Below are 21,645 nucleotides of genomic sequence, written 5' to 3'. Positions count from 1 at the left end.
GTGTTCCGTTGTAAAAATAGTATCGGTTCCCGTGCAGAAAAGTATGACTAACAATATTTACGTACCGAGGAGGAATTAGAAGTGGAAAGTAAAATAGAGGTACTTTCAACTGTTCAAATTAAGCATTCAGAAGACCTATACAAAATCGTTGATTTATTGAACAGAACGCTTAAAAGAGAAGATCTCATGTTTGGATTAGCATTAGATCAAGAAGACCAAAATCAAGCGGTATTTACAATATATCGCACATAGGGGAAGCTTGACATGAAAAAAATAGTCTGGATTATTTCATCTGTAGTGGCTCTCGTTCTGCTTATTGGCATCATCAGCTTTACGTGGATTTATCAAATTGCCATGGGACAAAGAGAACAAGGGCATGAAGCAGCGATCGAACGAGCAAAAGAACAAGCAAACATCGTACAAGTGGAGCAAGTGGAAACCTTTGTCGGGAAAGAAAAACAATTTATTGTTGAAGGGAAAAACAAACAGAATGAAACGATCTACGTTTGGGTTCCTGCCAGCAAAAAAGAAAAAGTGATCGCAAAAAAAGCAAAAGAAGGCATTACCTCGAATCAAGCAGTACAAGCCGTTCAAAAGGAGAACACGGTCTCTAAGCTAAAAGAAGTCAAATTAGCGAGAGAAGGTGACGTACTTCTTTGGGAAGTGACATACTTAAATGAAAACAATCAATATAGCTTCAGCTATGTCGACTTCTCGACAGGACACGTGGAAAAAAATTTAACACCGTAGTTTCTCCTGTCTTGCGTTGACCATGCTGATTTAGAACGGTTATAATAAAATGTATGAAAAAAGATTCACACCTGTCTAAAGGTGAGTTTCTTTCTGGCTTTGGAGGGAATTATGTTGAAAACAACGATTAGTCAAGTGTTCAAACACGTCGATCAAGAAGTAACCATCGGCGCATGGATTGCCAATAAACGTTCAAGCGGAAAAATTGCATTTTTGCAGCTGCGTGACGGGACAGGCTTTATTCAAGGAGTCGTAGTAAAAGCAGAAGTGGAAGAGGAAGTCTTTAAGCTAGCGAAATCAGTCACTCAAGAAACATCTGTCTATGTAACAGGTCAAGTGACAAAAGATGAGCGTTCACCGCTAGGTTTTGAATTGCAAGTGAAATCCATTGAAGTGATTCATGAAGCGACAGATTATCCAATTACACCAAAAGAGCATGGAACAGAATTCTTAATGGATCACCGTCATTTATGGCTTCGTTCTAAAAAACAGCATGCCATTATGAAAATCCGTAACGAAATTATTCGTGCTACATATGAATACTTCCATCAAGAAGGTTTCGTGAAAGTAGATCCGCCAATTTTAACTGGAAGTGCACCTGAAGGCACAACGGAACTGTTTGCTACGAAATATTTTGATGAAGATGCATACCTTTCTCAAAGTGGCCAGCTTTACATGGAAGCTGCAGCAATGGCACTCGGAAAAGTATTCTCATTTGGCCCAACATTTAGAGCAGAAAAATCTAAAACAAAACGTCATTTAATTGAGTTTTGGATGATCGAGCCGGAGATGGCTTTTGTCGAATTCAATGAAAACCTTGAGTATCAAGAAAATTATGTGTCTCATGTTGTGCAAAGTGTACTTGAAAACTGTAAAGTGGAGCTGCAAACGCTAGGCCGTGATACAGCAAAATTAGAAAATATCAAAGCACCATTCCCGCGCATCACTTACGATGAAGCGATTAAATTCTTGCAGGAAAAAGGCTTTGATGATATCGAATGGGGAGATGACTTCGGAGCGCCTCACGAAACAGCGATCGCCGAAAGCTATGATAAACCAGTGTTTATCACTCATTACCCAACATCATTAAAACCGTTTTATATGCAGCCAGCACCGGATCGTGAAGATGTTGTCCTTTGTGCAGACTTGATTGCACCAGAAGGCTACGGAGAGATTATTGGCGGTTCTGAGCGTGTTCATGATTTAGAGCTTCTTGAAGCAAGATTGAAAGAACATGGGCTTGATCAGGAAACTTACAAATGGTATACAGAATTAAGACAATACGGTTCTGTACCGCATTCAGGTTTTGGTCTTGGACTTGAACGTACAGTTGCTTGGATTAGCGGAGCGCCGCATGTGCGTGAAACCATTCCTTTCCCAAGATTATTAAACCGTTTATACCCTTAAGACGTGAAAGCCTCCAACAAATGGAGGCTTTTTCAAACGTCTTTTTAGAGAGGCACGTGAAATAAAACGTGATATACTTAAAATGAAGAGGTGTATCCGATGAATAGGCAGCAATTTATTAATATGCAGCAAATGGGGTCGACAAGTTTGCCTAATTTGCTGATTGCTCATTATGAGCAGTTAGGACTGAATGAATCACAGATGATGGTGATGCTCAAGATTAAAATGAATGAAGAACAAGGCGTTTTCTTTCAAACATTTGAAGAGCTTTCTCAAGGCATGACCATTTCAGCGGAAGAGTGCGCGTATATGGTTCAGCATCTGATTCAAAAAGGATTTATCTCGATTCAGCCATTTGAAGACAGGTCTGGTATTCAGCATGACCGTTACTCAGTAGAACCTTTATGGGGCGTGCTGTATGACTTTTTAGAAACAAAACAGGCGAAAGAAGTTCAAAAACAACAGGTGCAGGCTGAAAAATCTTTATATGCTTTATTTGAAGATGAATTCGGCAGACCGCTGTCACCTCTTGAAGGAGAAACACTTTCGATCTGGATGGATCAAGACCATCATGATGCTGAGATGATTCGGCTAGCACTAAGAGAAGCCGTTTTATCAGGGAAATTAAATTTCCGTTATATTGATCGAATTTTATTTGAGTGGAAAAAGAAAGGGCTGAAAACAGCGAAAGAAGCAAAAGAACATAGCCAGCACTTCCGTTCTCAGCAGAAAACGCCACCTTCAAACGAAGAGACGTCCACTTATAAACGACAAGTTCCTTTTTATAATTGGCTGGAACAATAACCAATAAAGGAGAAGGCATGTTATCAAAAAAACAAATCAATGAGTGTTTAGATATTATAGGAGATATGTTTCCAGAGGCTGAGTGTGAGCTTGTTCATGCCAATCCATTTGAGCTTGTGATTGCTGTTGCGCTCTCTGCTCAATGTACGGACGTGCTTGTAAACAAGGTCACCAAAACGTTATTTCAAAAATATAAAACACCAGAAGACTATTTAAGTGTACCGCTTGAAGAACTGCAGCAAGATATTCGCTCGATTGGTCTTTATCGAAATAAGGCTAAAAACATTCAAAAGTTGAGCAAAATGCTGATTGAAGAATATGGCGGTGAAGTACCAAAGGACCGGGACGAGCTTGTTAAGCTTCCTGGGGTTGGCCGGAAAACAGCAAATGTCGTCGTTTCAGTCGCTTTTGGGGTACCGGCAATAGCAGTAGATACACATGTAGAACGAGTCAGCAAGCGTCTAGGCATCTGCCGCTGGAAGGATTCTGTGCTTGAAGTAGAGCAAACCTTGATGAAAAAGGTGCCAAAAGAAGATTGGTCTGTGACGCATCACCGTCTGATCTTTTTTGGGAGATATCATTGTAAGGCGCAGCGGCCGCAGTGCGAATCGTGTCCACTTCTTGATATGTGCAGAGAAGGGCAGAAGAGGCTTAAAAAAGGATTGGTGAAGCTGGCATGAGCGGGGCAGCTGTTTTCACCTCATATGTCGAAAAGCTAAAAGAAAAAAAGGTAGAGATTAAAGGTGATCGAGTAGATATACTGAGAGCCAATCCGCTCGCATATGATCTATCTTCAGAAGTTTTAACAGACGAGTTTCCATGGCAGGAAACGGAAGGATTTGTTCCTGTGATGTTTGAGCTGTGGGACGAATTAAAAGAAAAAATGCTTCCTCGTTTCCAAACAAGAAAATCCCGCTGTGAAGAAGATGATATGCTGCAAGGAATCGTCAGTATGATTGCGATGTTTTACTGGATCAAAGGGGAGAGTGTCCAAACGTTTGAATGGGAACATATCAAGCAAGAGACATTTCCTGTTGCTCCGATTAATTGGACGGAACGTTTAGAGTTCATTTTGCTAAAACCAACTCAATATCACTGCTTTATTCAATTGGACGAGCTATACACGGAATTAAAAAAGCAGTATGGAAAATATGAAGCACTAAAAAAAATCAGACAGCAGCGTTAAAAAAAGCACTTGCCATAGGAGGCAAGTGCTTTTTCATTATTCATCTTCTTTTCGAGAAGTAGCATTTGATTGCGAATTGGAACTTTGAGAGTTGGCTTTCTCATCATCTTTCTTTTTATCTTTATTATCAGTTTGCGAGTTGCTGCTGTTCCCATTTGTACTGTCTGAGCCATTTTCTGAAGAAGAACCATTATTTCCGTTTTCTGTATTTCCACCTTGGTCCTGATCCTTATCCTTATCTTGATCTTTTTTGTCATCAGGCTTTTGCTCATCAGTGCCAGGGGGCTGATTTTTGTTATCGTCTGTTTGGTCTGTCTGTTCGTCGTCAGGCTTCTGCGGTTCTTCTTCTTCTTTATTCTCATCATCCGCTTTTTCTTCCTCATCTGCGTCATCCTTAATGGTGAGGAAGGTAGAAGCCGCTTTACTCGTGACATCATCTACAGTGGCTGTCACTTGGAATTTATAAGTGGAGCCAGGCTTCACATCAGAGATGACCGCTTCTTTAGCAGAGCTGTTTTGAATCTCTTTATAGCCGCCATTATCAACCGCTTGCTTGACATTAAATGTAGCATCAGCGTCGTCAGAATAGCCCCAAGTCAGTGTGATGGATTTTTTCTCTTCATCATACACCGCTTTTAAGTCAGAAGGCTTGTCGGCTTCTTTTTTCTCAAAAGTGTCAGAGACTTTTGTTGGTACCGTTCCTTTAACAAAGTATTCTGTTGTCTTCTTGTCACTTGGTGTATTCGGTCCGGCTAATTTTGCAGGATCGGATCCTTTTTCAACCGTAGCTTCAACGACACTGTCTGGTTTTTCAAATGAGCCGCTTCCATCATCAATTTGAGAAATTAATCGCTGGAAGACAATTTTGGCAACACGCTGCTCGTAATCATTCAGCCATATTTTGCCGTCTGCATCTTTTGAATTACCGATTCCAGTCCAAACGGCTGCTGTATATTGCGGCGTATAACCGACAAACCACGAATCTTTCGCACCGCCAGAAGGGATATTGTGTTTATTAATAACATCTTGTGTGAAGTTCGTTGTACCTGTTTTACCAGCTACTTGAACGTTCGGTACTTGTGCAAGTGTACCAGTACCAGATTGGACAGCAGTTTTCAGCATATCTGTAATCATAAATGCTGTGTAATCACTCATTGCTGCTTTTGAGTCCGGCGTAAGGTCAAGCTTTGTCCCATCATTAAATTCAACAGATGTAACAGCGTGCGGTTCATTATAGTATCCGTTATTACCGAATGCACTAAATGCACCTGCCATTTTTAATGAAGACACACCATCTTCAAATCCACCAATGGAATAAGATTCTGGAATATCAGAAGGTAAGTCCATGCCTAAATTATTAGCAAATTGAGCGGCATTGGCTGAACCAGCTTCTTGGAATGCTTTAAGTGCAGGGATGTTACGCGATTGTGCCAAAGCACTTCTCATCGACATTTTACCTAAATGTCTTCTGTCAAAGTTGTTAATCGGTGTACCATCTGAGTACGTATACGGTGCATCATCAATTTGCTGATATGTTGACCATTTTTTGTTTTCAATGACTGGGCCGTAATCTAAGATCGGTTTGATTGTGGAGCCTGGCTGGCGTTTTGCATCCGTCGCATAGTTAAAGCCGCCGGCTGGTACATCACGTCCACCGCCAATGGCGCGAATTTCACCATTTTTCGTATCAAGCAGGGTCACACCCGCCTGCATCCCTTTCGTAAATCCAACTGAATCTCCATTGATGATATCATTTAGATGATCCTGTGCATTTCGATCAAGGGAAGTATAGATTTTTAATCCATCAGTTGATGCATCCACTTTGGCTTTTTTCTGTACTTCTTCCATCACTTCTTCAATGTAGGCAGAGTACTTACTAGAGTTTTGGCTCTTATATTTACTAGCTGAAACAACTGTCTTGCTGACAGGGGTTGCTTTTGCAACGTCATATTCTTTTTCTGAAATGTAGCCTTGTTTTTTCATAAGGCTTAAAACGATATTACGGCGTTTTTCCGCTGCCTCGGGATGTTTCACTGGGTTATAGGCAGAAGGACTCTGCGGCATACCTGCAAGTGTAGCAGCTTGTGCAACGGTTAGTTTATTTAAATCTGTGACTCCGAAAAATTGTTCAGCTGCTTTCCCAACTCCATAAGCATAAGGAGAGAAGAAAATCCGGTTTAAATACATTTCTAAAATTTCATCTTTAGAGTATTTTTGCTCAAGCTGAATCGAGAGCCATACTTCCTGTACTTTCCGTTTTAACGTCTTTTGATTGGTTAGGAGGGAGTTTTTCACAACCTGCTGTGTAATGGTACTTCCGCCTTCAGCACCAAAGCCGTCCTCAACGTTTGCGACAAGGGCACCGCCGATACGGATTGGATCAATCCCGTGGTGCTTATAAAAACGTGCATCTTCAGTCGCAATAAATGCGTCTTTTACCACATCGGGTATATCTTTTATCGAGACATACGTTCTTTTTTCTGCACCAACTTCTGCAAACACTTTCTTGTCTTTATCATAAAGCTTTGAAGAGTATGGTGTTTTAAGCTTACTATCATCAATAGAAGGAGCGCTTGATGCAAAAACGGCAAAAGTTGTGATTCCGGCAACTAAACAAAGTAGACCGATCACGAGTAAAGATAAAAATATTTTTTTAAATAGACCTGCTTTCTTTTTGCCTTTTTTGTTCTTTTGCTTCTTATTGTTAACTTGACTTGCTTTACGTCGCTGTTCACGACTTGTAAATTGATCAGACATCACATCTCAACCTTTCGTGTTAAACCTTTTTCGAACGTAATTGCTGATTGCTTTCATCCGAAAAATGAAGTGTCTCCACTACTTTAATATAATCAATTCTTGGCGAATATCCAAGTGTCATTATGTGGCCAGCTTCCATTAATTCGTCTTTGCTAATGGATTTACGGCCGTTTTTCTTCTGCCGCTCCCAGAAGTAAAAGAGATCTGAAGCGGGCAAATAATAAACGGAGCCAAAAGCGGATATAATAACGAAACAAATGCCGCCTTGCTTTTCAACCTGTTTCATATGCTCAATTTGATGGTCGTGGAAATTTTTGAGCGGAAACGAGGTAGTGCTTTTGGTTTCCTTTGCTTCAAAATCGATATAGCGGCCTTTATACACCCCGTTATAGTCTGTTGTGGATGATTGTTTAAAATAGGCTTCTTTAATGACAGCAGCACTTCTTTTTGGGTAATCCACATTCACAATTTGAACTGGGGTAGGCTTTTTATGAATGACTGCGATCCCGTTGACCAAATAGTATTGGTTCGTTTCATTTAAATCAGCCTCAAGCGTCATCCCGCGGTTACTATAAGAGGATTCGCCGCTGATTCTTTTTTTTGTCCCAATTTGTTGTATGGGCTGATACGATTTTCCGTTTGGATACCGAATCATCAAGTTTCAGCCTCCTTTTAATGCATTTTGTATTGGAGAGATCACCATGTTGTCCCAAGAAGAGCACATCATCACTCAGCAAATTTTGCGTGAAACGAAAGCAAAAAATAAAGACAACCTGACGAGGACAAATGCTTACAAGCGCTTTTATGACCGGCATCCAGAGATGAAATGGTCGCTGCTCGCTTCCTTTGTCTCGAGAAATGCTGGGTGGTCCATGACGGATTTAAAGGGCGAGCTCTTCCATCCAGGTTTAACGGATCAGCAGGGGCACCTTTTTTTCACAGCATATGAAAGAGCGAATTGGCTGATCTTTTCGGATGCTTACCCTCAGCTTCTTTTGTATGAATGGTCTAAAAGGTGCAGTAAACCTTTGTTTCATCTGCTGCCTTATTTCTCCGTGTCTCGGTTTATGAGCGCTGAGTGGGAACGTTTCTGGCTAAAGTGTGACACAGAGCGTCTGCTATATGCACTCATCATAAATGAACAATATACTATACAATCTCCTATTATACAAAATCCTCTTCTGAAAAAGAATGTTTTTCACTCGATTCAATATCTTTTCAGCGAGTGGGGACATTTCCAAACCGTTGTTTTTCCAACGGTGGACGGGCATTTGTACGGCTTAACCATACGGAAGTTTTCCAATGTAAAGGAACGTATTACATTAGGTAAAAAACTAGCGAAACTATTATTTCGAGCCGATTTGTTTTCGGATTTTTATCATTTTTTGCATACCGTTCCGCATACGGGGTCTCGGTTTGATTTTGAGCCGTTTTTAGGGATCGCTAGAAGGTCAACACCTTTTCTTCGGACGGTTTATCCGGTGATGACACATTCATTAGACGATCAAAGGGAAGATTGGTTTCAAAAGAAATTGAGTCCATCTTTATTTGAGGCAGAGCCGCTGCCAAAGCAGATTGATCTGACCGACTGGTATTTCCATAAAAAAAGACAGCTTCGTTTTCTTTTCTCATTAGAGCACTATTTTTTGCATAAATAAAAAGCAGGGGGTGCCTGCTTTTTTTACGTTGATGGACGATTAGGACCGCCGAGCTTTTTATCAAGCTGATCTGGACTGTTTTCTTTCCCTTTTGGCTTTTGCTCTTTTGGTGCTGGCTGCTTTTTCATGAAATCTACCTCCTTTTGTCCTTAGAATTTACACAATCGGACGCAATCATACAAAGAAGGACAAGCATCTGTCGAAAAGGAAGAAATAGCGCTCATCTACACTTAGATTGGCGATTTGCTTCTAGTTTTGTCATGTGTGAAGGAGGGTGAGAAAGAAAAGAGAATGTAACGAGAGACGATAAAGGAGGAATCTGATGATGAGCGAATTTGTATCAAAAGAATCCATTATGCAGTTGTTAGAGGAAATCGAGCGAAAAATTGATGCGGTAGAGGAAGAGCTGTCTCTTGCTGTGAAGCAGACGAAACGTGCAGCGATAGAAGAGCAAGAACAAATCATTGACCGGCTTGAATCAGAAGTAAAGGACTGTGAAGTGAAGCTTCATGCAGCCGAGTATAAACTGGCAGCAAGACCGGCATATCACGCCGGATAGCCTTTCTATTTGAGCAATAGGTAAACGTTTGATAGGATGGTTCATAGAGGTGAACACTTTGGATAATCAAACATTACTTGAACATACACAAAACTTGAGAATATGGATCGAAGAAGCGTATGAGCAGTACCAAAAGGGAAAGGCTGAAGAGGAGTACCCATCGTATGATTTTTATACGGATATTCAGCCGGCCGTTGTTACATTTGATCAGAAAATGGAGGAGTGGCTCACCGCTGCCATCTCGTTTATTGAGCAGGCCAAACCTAGATATTTACACCAAGAACAGCTTGAAGCCGTAAAAGAAAATGGAAAAGAGGTTGTCCTGCAATCTTATTTTGGTAAACAGCACGCACCCCGTGTAAAAAATTTAGTTGAGTCAGTGGTTTACACTCTGAACCTTTTAATAGAAGAAATCAAAAAGCGCAGCTAAAGACATGATGCTGCGTTTTTCTTATGGCTTCTTTAGGCACATCTTCTGCTCTTGGTCATAATATATGAGTGTCATCAATATGTGTTGAGAGCGAGAGGAGCGAGATAGATGTTCCCTTATTCAAACCAGCAGCCTTATGAATTCAATCAATTCAAGCAAAGGCCTTTTCCGTATCCAGAGATGCAGCAGCAGCCTCCGCAGCCTCCAGACTATTTCATGCCGCCGTATCAAGGTGGAGGGGGAATGAATCAGGCACCATCTACTGTTTATCAGCCGCCTTATGGATACCAAGAAAACGTGCCGCCTTTACAGCCGCCTGAAGCGATGAACCCACCCCAAATGCAGCCGCCTCCAGGCATGATGCCCATGCAGCCGCCTATGAACCCTTATCCATTGCCAAGGCCGCAAAAACAGCAGCCATCTCAATTTAAAAGTGTGCTGTCACAATTCAAAAAGACGAATGGGCAATACGATTTTAACAAAATGTTTGATACAGCTGGCCAAATGATGAGTACAATGAATCAAGTAGGCTCATTGGCGAAAGGATTTACAAGCATTTTTAAAGCATAGCTAAAACCCAATAGATTGATCTATTGGGTTGTTTGCTTTGGCGCAGACACATGAAGCGATTGATCTTTCCACTCACTCTTCATTTTCGTTTCATCTATTTTTGCCGGCATTAAAATGGTTTTGGTAAAGCTTGAATACGAAGAAGTCGTATCTGTTTTGATTTTTTCCTGTACTGATAAGTGTAAATATTGGGCTTTTACTTCTAGCGCAATGTCTCCTTCGACAAAATGGTCTGGAAATTGAATCTCGATATACACATTCTGTTCATCCTCTGTCACACCGGTCGTAATGGATGCAAGTGAATGCGATGTGGTCATGAGTGCCTCTGCACTATTTAATATCTTGTGAAACGGGGAGGATGCAAAAAATTGTTCAATCGCTTCATATAGCATATCTTCATTTGCCAGCATTTCATGTTTTTTTTCGCCTTCATGTTTCATCTGAATCACCTCTCATCTACAGCCTATGCAGAGGGGGCTCAGGCGGTTATCAATTGATGAGAGGAAAAAATTATGATTAAATAGTGTTGAATGAAGCAAGGTGTATGGGCGTAAAGTTTCATACACGAAATAGATTTAAGAAGCAAAGCTTGAAGGGAGCAAATTGACATTGCTGAAAAAATTATTCGGTTTCGGAAAAAACCAAGATGATGTAAAGGAAGAAGTCATTTATTCTCCAGTTGATGGAGAGTTAATGGATATGACTGATGTACCAGATCCCGTCTTTTCTCAAAAGATGATGGGAGACGGCGTAGCAGTAAAACCAAAAAGTGGGACGATTGTGTCACCAGTAGAGGGTGAAATCATTCAGCTCTTCCATACAAAACATGCAATTGGCATTCGAACACTCTCGGGGCTTGAGCTTCTGATTCATATCGGACTTGAAACAGTTGGGTTAAATGGTGAAGGATTTGAAGCGCACATGAAAGAAGGGGATAAAGTGAAAATCGGTGATCCTCTTATTACATGTGATTTAGAACTGATTGAAGAGAAAGCATCAAGTACAGTGACACCGATTGTGATTATGAATGGTGACCTTATCGAACGACTTGATAAAGAACCAAAAGGCTCTGTAGAAAAGCAGATGTCCAAGCTCTTTACAGTGAAAATGAAATAATCCATGAATAGAAAAAACTACCCACTGATAGGGTAGTTTTTTATTGTGCTGAGGACATTAATCCTCCATCGGAACCCAGCCTTGACTTGCTTCCATGACAGACCACAATCCTTCTGGAATGAGATACTTGTCTTTTTGGCTGCGTTTAATGACGGTTTCAATCTCTTGTTCTCTGCCTTCTTTAATCTTCTTAGCCCAATCTGGGTCGACGATCAGCTCTCGTGCGACAGCGATGAGAGGAATCCCTTGATTGTAAGCATGGAGTGCATCTTCAGCTGTAATGACACTGCCTACTCCAATAAGCGGAAGAGCATCGCCGCAGCGTTCTTTTAGCAGTTCCATACGAGTTTTATTAGAATCTGCGCCTCGTCTTGCTTTAGAGCCAATCTCCATTAAAGAGATATGCAAATAATCGAGGCTTTTTGTTTTGAGAACATCTACTAATGTAAACGTCTCTGTCATTGTTAAACCAGGTGTTTCTGGTTCTTCAGGAGATAACCGGTATCCAAAGATAAACGGTTTAGCCGCATGTTCTTTGATGGCCTCTTTAACTGCATCTACAACAGCAATAGGGAAAGCTAGACGTTTTTCTTCATTTCCTCCCCATTGATCTGTACGCTGATTGCTATGCGGTGAGTAAAATTGTTGTAATAAATAACCGTTTGCTCCGTGAATTTCCACGCCGTCAAACCCTGCTTGAACCGCTCGTCTTGCCGCTTCTTTAAAGGAGTCGATAATATGCGTAATTTCCTCTTCTTTTAAAGCGCGTGCAATTTGTTTTCCATCTTTAAACACATCACTTGGCGCAACCACATCACCGTTTGGAACTAAATGAGGGAGAGCCTGAGAGCCGCCGTGATGAATTTGAATGATGGCTTTTGTTCCTTTCGCCTGGATAGCTGAAGCCAGTTTTTTCAGGCCAGGGATATCTTCATCTCTTGCGATAGAAGGCTGTCCTTCAAATGCCTTCCCATCTGGAGTCACATTCGCACATGCTGTAATCACCATGCCCATTTCACTTGATCTAGCTGTAATGAAGTCAATTTCGTCTTTTGAAATGGTGCCGTCGTCATGAGAACCAAAGTGTGTCATTGGAGCAACCACTAACCGGCCATCAATAGAGGCGCCTCCTGGAAACGTAAATGGTTCAAATAAAGGCTTAAATTCGTTTTTCAATCTGATCATCTTCTTCCTTGATAAAATCATTTCACTTTAGAAGTGTAATAGATACTGTTACAACAGTTCAAAGTATTTGCTCATAAGTCCCCATCAAAAAATTGCCGCCTAGTCATGCAAACAAATATTCGGTACACTAGAATGAGAGGTGGACGCAATATGAAAAAGAAAACAATGAACGAACTGATAGAAGAATTAAAGAAAGACGAACAGGTAGAACATTGGCATGAAATTGAAGCAAAGCCTGCACAGACCTCACCCGTTCCTGAAAGAGTGGACGACAGGCTAAAAAAGGCGCTTGAAAAACGAGGCGTGAAAGAGTTGTATATTCATCAAAAAGAAGCCTTTGAACGAGTAATGAATGGTGAGCATGTAGTAACGGTTACACCAACAGCTTCAGGTAAAACGCTTTGCTACAATCTGCCTGTTCTTCAGTCGATTGCAGAAGACCAGACAAACCGCTCTCTTTATTTATTTCCAACAAAAGCGCTCGCACAGGATCAAAAGAGTGAACTTAACGAGATCATCCACGAGATGGATGTTCCGATTCATAGTGAAACATATGACGGGGACACCTCCCCGGCCATTCGGCAGCGAGTCAGACAAGCAGGACATATTGTCATCACAAACCCAGATATGCTGCATTCAGCTATTTTGCCTCATCATACGAAATGGGTCAGTTTATTTGAGAATTTGAAGTATATTGTCATTGATGAGCTTCATACATATCGAGGCGTTTTTGGCAGTCATGTGGCTAATGTGATTCGCAGGTTAAAACGTATTTGTGCATTTTATGGAAGTGATCCGATTTTCATTTGTACTTCCGCAACGATTGCAAATCCAAAAGAGCTGGCGCAGCAGCTCACAGGGAGCAAAGTGCATCTTATTGAACGAAACGGAGCGCCTAGCGGTAAAAAGAATTTTGTGTTTTATAACCCGCCGGTGGTGAATAAACCATTAAATATTAGACAAAGCGCTGCCACTGTCGTCAACCAATTGGCTAAAACATTTTTAAAAGAAAAAATTCAAACGATCGTTTTTGCTAGAAGCAGAGTACGAGTAGAAGTGATTTTAAGTCATATTCAAGAGCTTGTGAAAAAAGAAATTGGTCCAAAATCGATTCGCGGGTATCGCGGAGGCTATTTGCCAAAAGAGCGGCGCGTGATTGAAAAGGGGTTAAGAGAAGGAGACATTCTAGGTGTCGTGAGCACGAACGCACTAGAATTAGGGGTAGATATAGGTCAGCTAAAGGTATGCATTATGACGGGGTATCCTGGCAGTGTAGCAAGTACATGGCAGCAGGCAGGACGTGCTGGAAGGCGTCATGAGGAGGCGCTCATTATCATGGTGGCAAGTTCCTCACCCCTTGATCAATATATTGTCCGACACCCTGAATATTTCTTTAATAGACCGCCTGAAGCAGCCAGAATCAATCCTGAAAATCTCATTATTTTAGTGGATCATCTAAAATGTGCTTCCTACGAGCTGCCATTTCGGACGGATGAACAGTTTGGCGGGATGGAAGTAGAGGACATTTTGCAATACTTACATGAGGAAGGGGTTCTTCATTTTAGCGGGAACCGGTATTATTGGTCAGATCAATCGTTCCCAGCGCATGGCATCAGCCTGCGGTCTGCAAGCCAAGAAAATGTGGTAATTGTGGATCAATCTGACGTAGCGAATGTTCGGATTATTGGAGAGATGGATCGATTCAGTGCAATGACACTGCTTCATGATGAGGCGATTTATTTACATGAAGGGGTTCAGTATCAAGTAGAAAAGCTAGATTACGAGCATTTGAAGGCTTATGTGAAACAAGTAGATGTAGAATACTATACAGATGCGAATTTAGCTGTTCAGCTCAAGGTACTGGAAATCGATCAGACAACAGAGAAAGAAGCAGTATCTGTTCACTACGGTGATGTGACTGTCAACGCAATGCCAACAATTTTCAAAAAAATCCGTCTGAGTACTGGTGAAAATATCGGGTCTGGACCGATTTACTTACCGGAAGAAGAAATTCATACGAGTGCGGCTTGGTTTGAATTACACGAGGCAGAGCGGAGATTTGAAGAGAAGACACTTGAACAGCTGCTGCTTGGCATCGCAAATGTTCTTCAGCACATTGTACCTGCTTTTGTGATGTGTGACCGCTCAGATATTCATGTTGTTTCACAAATTAAAGCGGCACATACCGGTAAACCGACAGTCTTTTTATATGACCACTACCCTGGCGGAATCGGTTTAAGCAAAGAAGTCCAAGCTCGTTTCGATGAAATAGCAGGTGCAGCCATTCAGCTGATAGAGCGGTGCCGCTGTGAGAACGGCTGTCCATCCTGCATTGGCATGGAAATGAAAGAGGTGAGCGGAAAAAGCAGCATTGTTGAATTGATGTCTGTATTTTAAGGGGAAGGAGGAAGATACCTACTCATGTCTTTAAAAGGGAAATTAAATCGAATGAAGAAGCACCTATCGCACAACCAGCCAAACGAAAAACGGCAAAAAGCAGTGGAAGGGCAACCTCAGCCTGTGACGGCCGATAACATTCCATTTTTAAAGGAATGGGAGCAATTGGGAGCAGCTCCTTATCACTTTGAGGATTCTTTTTGTCTCATTCGAGAAGTCACCTATTCATTAGATGATAAGCATGGACTCTACTCGTTTGCGGAACTGCCAAAGATCATCGAGGCATGGAACAAAAGTAGCATCCAGCATTCTCTATCGGCTAAAGGTTACAAGCCGCATGAACTGTTTTTCTTTGATACAGAAACAACTGGATTATCTGGTGGAACGGGAAATATGATCTTCTTGCTAGGACATGCGCGGGTCTTTGCTGACAAAGTAGTGGTGAAACAGCACCTGCTCACAAATCCGGGAAATGAAGCAGCTCTTTATAAAAGCTTTCTCGATGAAGTGAACGTAGAATCACTCGTTACATATAATGGAAAATCATTCGATTGGCCGCAAGTGAAAACGAGACATACTTTGCTGCGAGATCAAATCCCTGCTCTTCCAGAGTTTGGCCACTTTGATCTTCTGCATGGGTCAAGACGGTTGTGGAAGCATAAATATGAACGAATGGCGCTGTCTGTAGTTGAAAAAGAAGAGCTGCACGTTCACCGGGAAGGAGACACACCGGGTTTTTTGGCACCGATGATCTATTTTCACTTTTTAAAGGAACAAAATCCGAAGCTCATTGAAGGGATTTTGACTCATAATGAATTAGACGTCCTTTCGTTAATCAGCCTCTACATTCATCTATCCAAAAAAATTCTATCTATGGATGCAGTAAAGGAGCACGATGAGAAATACGCGCTGGCTAAGTGGCATCTTGCGCATCGTGATGTACAGGAAGCTACGAAGCATTTACTGGAATTAACAGGTGCTGATTTTGAACATGCCAATCAGGCGGCTTTTGATCTCTCCTTACAATATAAACGGCTAAACGAGTGGGATGAAGCAGTTCGAATTTGGGAAACATTATTTGAATCAAGTGATGTCCATTTAGCATTAAAAGCGGGTATAGAGCTTGCGAAGTGTAAAGAGCATCGCCAAAAAGATGCAAGGTCAGCTCTTTCCATCACGGAATCTTTATTATCTTTCTCATCGTTAAGCGAGCGAGACACGAAAGAGCTTGAGAAACGAAAAAAACGGCTATTGAGAAAAGCTGGGCAATGAAATAATATTACCCGGGAAAGCGCAAAAAATGACAACGTTCGGCTCTCGGCCGAAAATAAAAATTGTTTAGCACTTTTATTGTAGAAAGTCCGCGAATCCTGTAAAATAACGTTAGATATTGAATGAGGAGCGTATAGCATGTATAAGGGTCTTTTCTACTTGTTTTTTCTTGTGGTCATTTTGGTCGCTTTTGTGTTTTCAAACTATAAAGATATTTTTCTTGCCAACTTTTAAAATAGGTTAATGCATTAGTACATGTACACCTCTTGATTCATACATTGATAATGTAAGAAAATAAAGGAGAGGGGAATGCTACATGTACCATCATCATCATTGCCATCCGAATGTTACACAGCCAATTGTTCATCCGACGAATCATTGCTGTACACACAGCGAGTCAACAACAATTGTGCCGCATATCCACCCGCAGCATGTGACAAATGTTCACCACCATAATTTCAAACATGTTCACTACTTCCCGCATACGTTTTCTCAGGTGGACCCGACAACACATCAACACTTTAACTGCGGTGGACCTTGCTGTAACAGATAAAGTGAATGGGACTTTTATAAGTCCCATTTTTTAAAAGCAGGTGAAAAAATGAAAATTATTGCTGTCACAGGGTACAAGCCGTTTGAGCTTGGGATATTCAAACAAGACGAGCCTGCACTTCAATACATAAAAGCGGAGCTTCAAAAAAGGCTGACAGCCCTTATCGAAGAAGGTCTGGAATGGGTGCTCATATCAGGGCAGCTTGGGGCAGAAATTTGGACAGCCGAAGTGGTGTTTGAGCTTCAGGAGGAATATCCAGCGTTAAAACTTGCAGTCATTACGCCATTTTATGAACAGGAAGAGCGCTGGAATGAACAAAACAAAGAGTTGTATGAAGGAATTCTTGCACAGGCCGATTTTGTAGAAAGTGTCACGCATAGACCGTACGAAAGTCCGGCACAATTTAAACAAAAGAATCGCTTTTTTATTGAAAAAACAGATGGTCTTCTCGTCTTATATGATCCCGAGCATGAGGGATCGCCGAAGTATATGATCAGGGAGGCGGAAGCCTATACCGATTACCCCATTATGTACATCACGATGGATGATCTAAGAGCACAGGTTGAGGCGGAAGATCCGTTTTTTGATTAAAAGCAAGAGAAAATTTGACAACGTCACGTATTTCTGAAAAAATATACTATGAATTCACGATATGAGGTGAAAAAGATGCTTGCTGATAAAGTAAAGCTTTCTGCGAAAGAAATTTTAGAAAAAGAATTTAAAACAGGTGTCAGAGGGTACAAACAAGAAGAAGTCGATAAATTTTTAGATATGGTCATTAAAGACTATGAGACATTCAACCAAGAAATCGAAAAACTTCAACAAGAAAACCTCCACTTGTCAAAACAGCTTGAAGAAGCTGTTGAACAAGGGAAAAGACAGCCTGCACAGTCTAATACAACAAACTTTGATATTTTAAAAAGACTATCGAACCTTGAGAAACACGTTTTCGGCAGCAAACTTTATGATTGAGTCTTGCTGAAAAAGCTTGTGTCAGATGTCATTGTCGTTTATAATAACGCTTATTGATTAACGTTCGGGTAATCGCTGTAATGCTATTTAGGGCATTGCAGAGGAAAGTCCATGCTCGCACGGTGCTGAGATGCCCGTAGTGTTCGTGCCTGGCGAAAAAATAAGCCAGGGCAGCCTGGGAAAGGCTGACGGCAGGAAAAATGCCTACGTCCTTTTTAGGATATGGCAAAGTATCCTTGAAAGTGCCACAGTGACGAAGTCTCACTAGAAATGGTGAGAGTGGAACGCGGTAAACCCCTCGAGCGAGAAACCCAAACTTGGTAGGGGAACTTTCTCAAAGGAACCAAACGGAGAGAAGGACAGAGAATTCTGTAGATAGATGATTACCACCTGAGTACGAGGCATTTGCCGTTTGCAGTACGATGGAACAAAACATGGCTTACAGAACGTTAAATCCGTTATCATAAACATGATGAAACAAAGCTCTCCTATTTCAACATATGGAGAGCTTTTATCTTGAATACATAAAAGGACGAGAAAACAGGTGATAAATCAATGAAAACCTATACACTCATCGCAACAGCTCCAATGGGAATTGAAGCAATTGTTGCAAAAGAAGTAAGAGACCTTGGCTATGAGTGCACAGTCGACAACGGAAAAGTGATTTTCAAGGGGGATGCTCTTGCCATTTGCCGTGCAAACCTTTGGCTGCGTACAGCAGACCGGATCAAGGTACAAGTTGCTGAATTTTCGGCAAAAACATTTGATGAGCTTTTTGAACAAACGAAAGCGATTGACTGGGCCGCTTTTTTACCAAAAAACAGTACGTTTCCTGTCATCGGGAAATCTGTGAAATCTCAGCTTGCCAGTGTGCCTGACTGCCAGCGCATCGTCAAAAAAGCCATCGCTCAAAAGCTTAAATCCTCCTACAACATTCAGTCTGAATGGCTTGAAGAGACGGGACCTGAATATAAAATCGAGATCGCTCTTTTAAAAGATAAAGCGGTTCTTACGCTTGATACATCTGGTGTAGGTCTTCATAAACGCGGATACCGCATGGATCAAGGCGGAGCACCTATTAAAGAAACGCTTGCTGCTGCGCTCGTCTTATTAACGAACTGGACACCTGACCGTCCGTTTGTTGATCCTTTCTGCGGATCAGGAACAATCGCCATTGAAGCAGCGATGATAGGACAAAACATTGCCCCAGGATTTAACCGGGATTTTGCGTCTGAATCATGGGAATGGATCGGTGAAGACGTATGGAACAAAGCGCGTGTGGAAGTTGAAGAAAAAGCAAACTATGATCAGCCGCTCCGCATTATCGCAAGTGACATCGACCATCGTATGGTGGACATCGCAAAAATGAATGCAGAAGAAGCAGGACTGAGTGAACTGATTGAGTTCAAACAAATGCAAGTAAAAGACTTTCAAACAAAAGAAGAGTACGGTGTGATTGTTGGAAATCCTCCTTATGGTGAACGACTGAGTGATAAACCAGCTGTTGAAAAAATGTATCAAGGAATGGGTGAAGCGTTTAAGAACCTAGATACATGGTCCATTTACATCTTAACGTCACACGAAAAATTCGAAGAGTGCTTCGGAAGAAAAGCGACGAAAAAGAGAAAGCTGTTTAATGGATTTATTAAAACAGACTATTATCAATATTGGGGAAAACGCCCGCCTAGAAAGCAACCAACCGAATCGTAATAAATGGCCGCACCGAAAAAAGGTGCGGCTTTTTTATGCTGAAAAGGTATAACTCCTCGCGTGGCGGAATAAACTGAACTTGATTTTAAAAAAAGAGGTGTCTTCATGATTCATTATGATCAAATTCAGTTAATCCAAAAAGCACTCAATTCGACTGCTCAAGAAATAGAAGGGCATGAAGGTGGACAATCTGCTCAGCTTACGGCAGCCATCGAAGATTTGGCGCTGGCTCAGGCATACATAGAACGTTCTGAGCATGCATTTTTAATGAAGGAAAGCTATCAACATCGCCTGCGCTCATAAAAAAAGATTGTTTTTCCCCAGCGTAAATGGTACTATTGAATGTCTGAATGATTCAAAAGTTGGGGGTTGAAGCAGGTGACAGCATCTCGTTTGCCTTTTTCATTATCAAAAGAACACAATTTTTACGAAGAACTGGGCAACTGGATTGGTGATGTGTTTTATGACATTTTGCCAGAAAAGGGCTTTGATCTTCGAGATGAACAAATATTTATGGCTTTTCAACTAGAAAGAGCCTTTAAAGAAAAAAGTGTGATGTTTGCCGAAGCTGGGGTAGGCACAGGCAAAACCATCGTCTATCTATTATTTGCCGTCACATATGCAAGGTATACAGGGAAGCCTGCGATTATTGCATGTGCAGACGAAACGTTAATTGAACAGCTCGTTAAACAAGAAGGTGATATCTATAAAATTGCTAATCACCTTGATATTCAAATAGATGCGAGATTAAGTAAATCGCATGATCAATATTTATGCTTAAAAAAGCTGGAGAAAACGATGCAGCGTGAAGATGATGAAAAGTGGCTCGATATTTATGAATCACTGCCTTCATTTGTTCATGAATCACATGGCATGCAAACCTTTTATCCGTATGGCGATCGAAAAGAGTATCCGGAGTTATCAAATGATGAATGGTCACGAATTGGCTATGACTCGTTTCAGGACTGTCTGACGTGCGATATGCGTCATCGCTGTGGTTTGAATTTATCAAGAGATCATTACCGGAAAGCGACAGATCTCATCATCTGTTCACATGATTTTTACATGGAGCATGTGTGGACGAAGGAATCCCGGAAACGTGAGGGCCAGCTTCCGCTGCTTCCTGAGCATAGCTCCGTCGTATTTGATGAGGGACATCTTCTCGAGTTTGCCGCACAAAAAGCGTTAACGTACCGAGTGAAGCAATCAACGCTCGAAACATTTTTGGAACGTCTTTTGCAAAACGACATACGCGAAGAATTTGCAGAGCTTGTTGAAGATGCACTTGCAACAAACGATGAGTTCTTTTATCTCTTAAAAACACATGCCAAAGAAGTCAAAGGCTCGCACCGGCTTGAAATTGGGCGTGTGGATGAGGTGAAGCGTTCTGCAAATGAATTGTGTGACTTGCTTGAAAAAATCGGAGAAGCGCTCGTGTTTGAATCTGAGATGTATACAATCGATCAATACGAATTATCTGTTGTGGAAGAATACATTGAACAAATGGCGTATTCTTTATCGCTTTATCAAAAAAATGCCATTAGCTGGCTGGAAAAACAGGAATTAGATACAACATTTGTTGTGATGCCGAAGACGGTTGCAGAGGTGCTTGGCGAAAAAGTATTCTCGCAAAAAAGACCATATATTTTCTCTTCCGCTACATTGTCTGAGAATCAATCCTTTGATTATTTAGCTGAAAGTCTTGGGATTAAAGATTACTTATCAATGAGTGTCGCTTCGCCGTATGATTACGATGAACAAATGAAGATTTATTTCCATGGAATTCAGCAGCTCGCTGAGCAAGAGGCAAAAGCACAGCAAGTGATTACTCAGCTGAAAGAAAATGGAGGACGATCTCTGATATTATTCCCTTCATTTGACGAACTCCATTTCTTTAGAAAGCAGCTTGAAGCAGCAAATGAATCACTGCCGTTTGACGTATATTTTGAAGGAGACGAGGAAATCAGCACGATTGTTCAAAAGTTCCAAGCTGATGAGACATCGGTGTTATGCTCTGTTCATCTGTGGGAAGGGCTTGATATTCCAGGTCAATCATTAACGAATGTGATCATCTGGGGACTTCCTTATCCGCCGCATGATCCGGTATTTGAAGCGAAACGGAATGAAGCAAAGGATGCACATGCTGAAGTTGACCTTCCGTATATGCTGCTTCGCTTACGCCAAGGTATCGGAAGACTGATCCGGACAAGCCAAGATGCAGGAAGCATTCATATTTACTTTGATCGTCAGGAAGATACTGAGCTTCAAAGTAAAATTGAATCCGTCCTGCCAGTGAAGCCCATCATCACATCTTAAATA

The 21,645-nt window shown here is 41.4% G+C and carries 24 protein-coding genes and 1 other RNA gene; 20 read left to right on the top strand and 5 right to left on the bottom strand.

What is annotated here, in order from left to right; genetic code table 11:
- The first annotated feature begins 81 nt into the window (after positions 1-81).
- The 6 genes from MHH65_RS10115 to MHH65_RS10090 all read left to right on the top strand — a co-directional run bounded on the left by MHH65_RS10115 (position 82) and on the right by MHH65_RS10090 (position 4,147).
- A complete protein-coding gene (locus MHH65_RS10115) occupies positions 82-252 on the top strand; it encodes a YpmA family protein (RefSeq protein ID WP_065214698.1) in 171 nt (56 codons plus the stop codon).
- A gap of 12 nt (positions 253-264) precedes the next feature.
- Positions 265-750 (top strand): cell wall elongation/penicillin-binding protein regulator TseB, encoded by a 486-nt coding sequence (gene tseB, locus MHH65_RS10110; protein WP_056767115.1) that lies wholly within the window; start codon positions 265-267, stop codon positions 748-750.
- Positions 751-864: 114 nt separating this feature from the next.
- Complete coding sequence (gene asnS, locus MHH65_RS10105) at positions 865-2,157, top strand: asparagine--tRNA ligase (protein WP_098677506.1); 1,293 nt, start codon at positions 865-867, stop codon at positions 2,155-2,157.
- 99 nt (positions 2,158-2,256) lie between these two features.
- Positions 2,257-2,961, top strand: coding sequence for a DnaD domain-containing protein (locus MHH65_RS10100; RefSeq protein ID WP_024422777.1), 705 nt, complete (start codon positions 2,257-2,259; stop codon positions 2,959-2,961).
- A 17-nt stretch (positions 2,962-2,978) separates the two neighbouring features.
- A complete protein-coding gene (gene nth, locus MHH65_RS10095) occupies positions 2,979-3,641 on the top strand; it encodes an endonuclease III (RefSeq protein WP_024422776.1) in 663 nt (220 codons plus the stop codon).
- Positions 3,638-4,147: a YpoC family protein gene (locus tag MHH65_RS10090; protein WP_025093074.1), complete on the top strand. Its 510-nt coding sequence runs from the start codon at positions 3,638-3,640 to the stop codon at positions 4,145-4,147. The genes nth and MHH65_RS10090 overlap by 4 nt, the downstream gene beginning before the upstream one ends.
- Positions 4,148-4,183: 36 nt before the next feature.
- On the opposite strand, the gene MHH65_RS10085 is transcribed toward MHH65_RS10090, so the two are convergent.
- Entirely contained in the window at positions 4,184-6,904 is a 2,721-nt protein-coding gene (locus tag MHH65_RS10085) for a PBP1A family penicillin-binding protein (RefSeq protein WP_268417523.1), read from the bottom strand.
- Between the two features lie 19 nt (positions 6,905-6,923).
- A complete protein-coding gene (gene recU / locus MHH65_RS10080; RefSeq protein WP_024428112.1) occupies positions 6,924-7,559 on the bottom strand; it encodes a Holliday junction resolvase RecU in 636 nt (211 codons plus the stop codon).
- A gap of 46 nt (positions 7,560-7,605) precedes the next feature.
- Between recU and MHH65_RS10075 the strand changes: the two genes are divergently transcribed.
- A complete protein-coding gene (locus MHH65_RS10075; RefSeq protein WP_098677475.1) occupies positions 7,606-8,562 on the top strand; it encodes a DUF2515 domain-containing protein in 957 nt (318 codons plus the stop codon).
- A gap of 23 nt (positions 8,563-8,585) precedes the next feature.
- Here MHH65_RS10075 and sspM read toward each other — a convergent pair whose 3' ends face one another.
- Entirely contained in the window at positions 8,586-8,690 is a 105-nt protein-coding gene (gene sspM / locus MHH65_RS10070; RefSeq protein ID WP_024422772.1) for an acid-soluble spore protein SspM, read from the bottom strand.
- 197 nt (positions 8,691-8,887) lie between these two features.
- Between sspM and MHH65_RS10065 the strand changes: the two genes are divergently transcribed.
- The 3 genes from MHH65_RS10065 to MHH65_RS10055 all read left to right on the top strand — a co-directional run bounded on the left by MHH65_RS10065 (position 8,888) and on the right by MHH65_RS10055 (position 10,121).
- On the top strand, positions 8,888-9,121 hold the full coding sequence (locus MHH65_RS10065; protein WP_223251001.1) for a DUF5446 family protein: 234 nt from the start codon (positions 8,888-8,890) through the stop codon (positions 9,119-9,121).
- Positions 9,122-9,170: 49 nt separating this feature from the next.
- Positions 9,171-9,551 carry a YppE family protein gene (locus tag MHH65_RS10060; protein ID WP_224426683.1) on the top strand — a complete coding sequence of 127 codons (381 nt, stop codon included), beginning with the start codon at positions 9,171-9,173 and terminating at the stop codon, positions 9,549-9,551.
- A 108-nt stretch (positions 9,552-9,659) separates the two neighbouring features.
- Positions 9,660-10,121: a YppG family protein gene (locus MHH65_RS10055; protein ID WP_061109277.1), complete on the top strand. Its 462-nt coding sequence runs from the start codon at positions 9,660-9,662 to the stop codon at positions 10,119-10,121.
- Between the two features lie 20 nt (positions 10,122-10,141).
- Here the strand turns inward: MHH65_RS10055 and MHH65_RS10050 are convergent, their stop codons facing one another.
- Positions 10,142-10,561, bottom strand: a complete 420-nt coding sequence (locus MHH65_RS10050; protein WP_176967037.1) for an Hsp20/alpha crystallin family protein — start codon at positions 10,559-10,561, stop codon at positions 10,142-10,144.
- Positions 10,562-10,730: 169 nt separating this feature from the next.
- Here MHH65_RS10050 and MHH65_RS10045 point away from each other — a divergent pair, with 169 nt between their 5' ends.
- Positions 10,731-11,237, top strand: a complete 507-nt coding sequence (locus MHH65_RS10045; RefSeq protein WP_034280784.1) for a PTS glucose transporter subunit IIA — start codon at positions 10,731-10,733, stop codon at positions 11,235-11,237.
- A gap of 57 nt (positions 11,238-11,294) precedes the next feature.
- Here the strand turns inward: MHH65_RS10045 and MHH65_RS10040 are convergent, their stop codons facing one another.
- A complete protein-coding gene (locus MHH65_RS10040; RefSeq protein WP_024428115.1) occupies positions 11,295-12,413 on the bottom strand; it encodes an NADH-dependent flavin oxidoreductase in 1,119 nt (372 codons plus the stop codon).
- Between the two features lie 159 nt (positions 12,414-12,572).
- On the opposite strand from MHH65_RS10040, the gene MHH65_RS10035 reads away from it, so the two are divergent.
- The 9 genes from MHH65_RS10035 (at position 12,573) to MHH65_RS09995 (ending at position 21,642) form a co-directional block, all read left to right on the top strand.
- On the top strand, positions 12,573-14,819 hold the full coding sequence (locus MHH65_RS10035; protein WP_024428116.1) for a DEAD/DEAH box helicase: 2,247 nt from the start codon (positions 12,573-12,575) through the stop codon (positions 14,817-14,819).
- Positions 14,820-14,843: 24 nt separating this feature from the next.
- Positions 14,844-16,091 carry a ribonuclease H-like domain-containing protein gene (locus MHH65_RS10030; protein ID WP_024428117.1) on the top strand — a complete coding sequence of 416 codons (1,248 nt, stop codon included), beginning with the start codon at positions 14,844-14,846 and terminating at the stop codon, positions 16,089-16,091.
- A gap of 316 nt (positions 16,092-16,407) precedes the next feature.
- Positions 16,408-16,644, top strand: coding sequence for a CotD family spore coat protein (locus tag MHH65_RS10025; protein WP_080652975.1), 237 nt, complete (start codon positions 16,408-16,410; stop codon positions 16,642-16,644).
- A gap of 48 nt (positions 16,645-16,692) precedes the next feature.
- Complete coding sequence (locus MHH65_RS10020) at positions 16,693-17,235, top strand: DUF1273 domain-containing protein (protein WP_029706022.1); 543 nt, start codon at positions 16,693-16,695, stop codon at positions 17,233-17,235.
- 75 nt (positions 17,236-17,310) lie between these two features.
- On the top strand, positions 17,311-17,616 hold the full coding sequence (gene gpsB / locus MHH65_RS10015) for a cell division regulator GpsB (protein WP_012010336.1): 306 nt from the start codon (positions 17,311-17,313) through the stop codon (positions 17,614-17,616).
- Between the two features lie 60 nt (positions 17,617-17,676).
- Positions 17,677-18,063: RNase P RNA component class B (gene rnpB, locus MHH65_RS10010), an RNA gene on the top strand.
- Between the two features lie 108 nt (positions 18,064-18,171).
- Positions 18,172-19,326: a class I SAM-dependent RNA methyltransferase gene (locus tag MHH65_RS10005; protein ID WP_024428118.1), complete on the top strand. Its 1,155-nt coding sequence runs from the start codon at positions 18,172-18,174 to the stop codon at positions 19,324-19,326.
- A gap of 105 nt (positions 19,327-19,431) precedes the next feature.
- A complete protein-coding gene (locus tag MHH65_RS10000) occupies positions 19,432-19,629 on the top strand; it encodes a hypothetical protein (protein WP_024428119.1) in 198 nt (65 codons plus the stop codon).
- A 75-nt stretch (positions 19,630-19,704) separates the two neighbouring features.
- Positions 19,705-21,642, top strand: coding sequence for an ATP-dependent DNA helicase (locus MHH65_RS09995; RefSeq protein ID WP_024428120.1), 1,938 nt, complete (start codon positions 19,705-19,707; stop codon positions 21,640-21,642).
- Positions 21,643-21,645 lie beyond the last annotated feature (3 nt).

The sequence above is a fragment of the Bacillus sp. FSL L8-0654 genome (genome assembly GCF_038629965.1).
GTDB classification, from domain to species: Bacteria; Bacillota; Bacilli; order Bacillales; family Bacillaceae; genus Bacillus; species Bacillus safensis.
The sequence above is the reverse complement of the archived record's forward strand: the minus strand, read 5'-3'. Positions and strand labels throughout refer to the sequence as shown.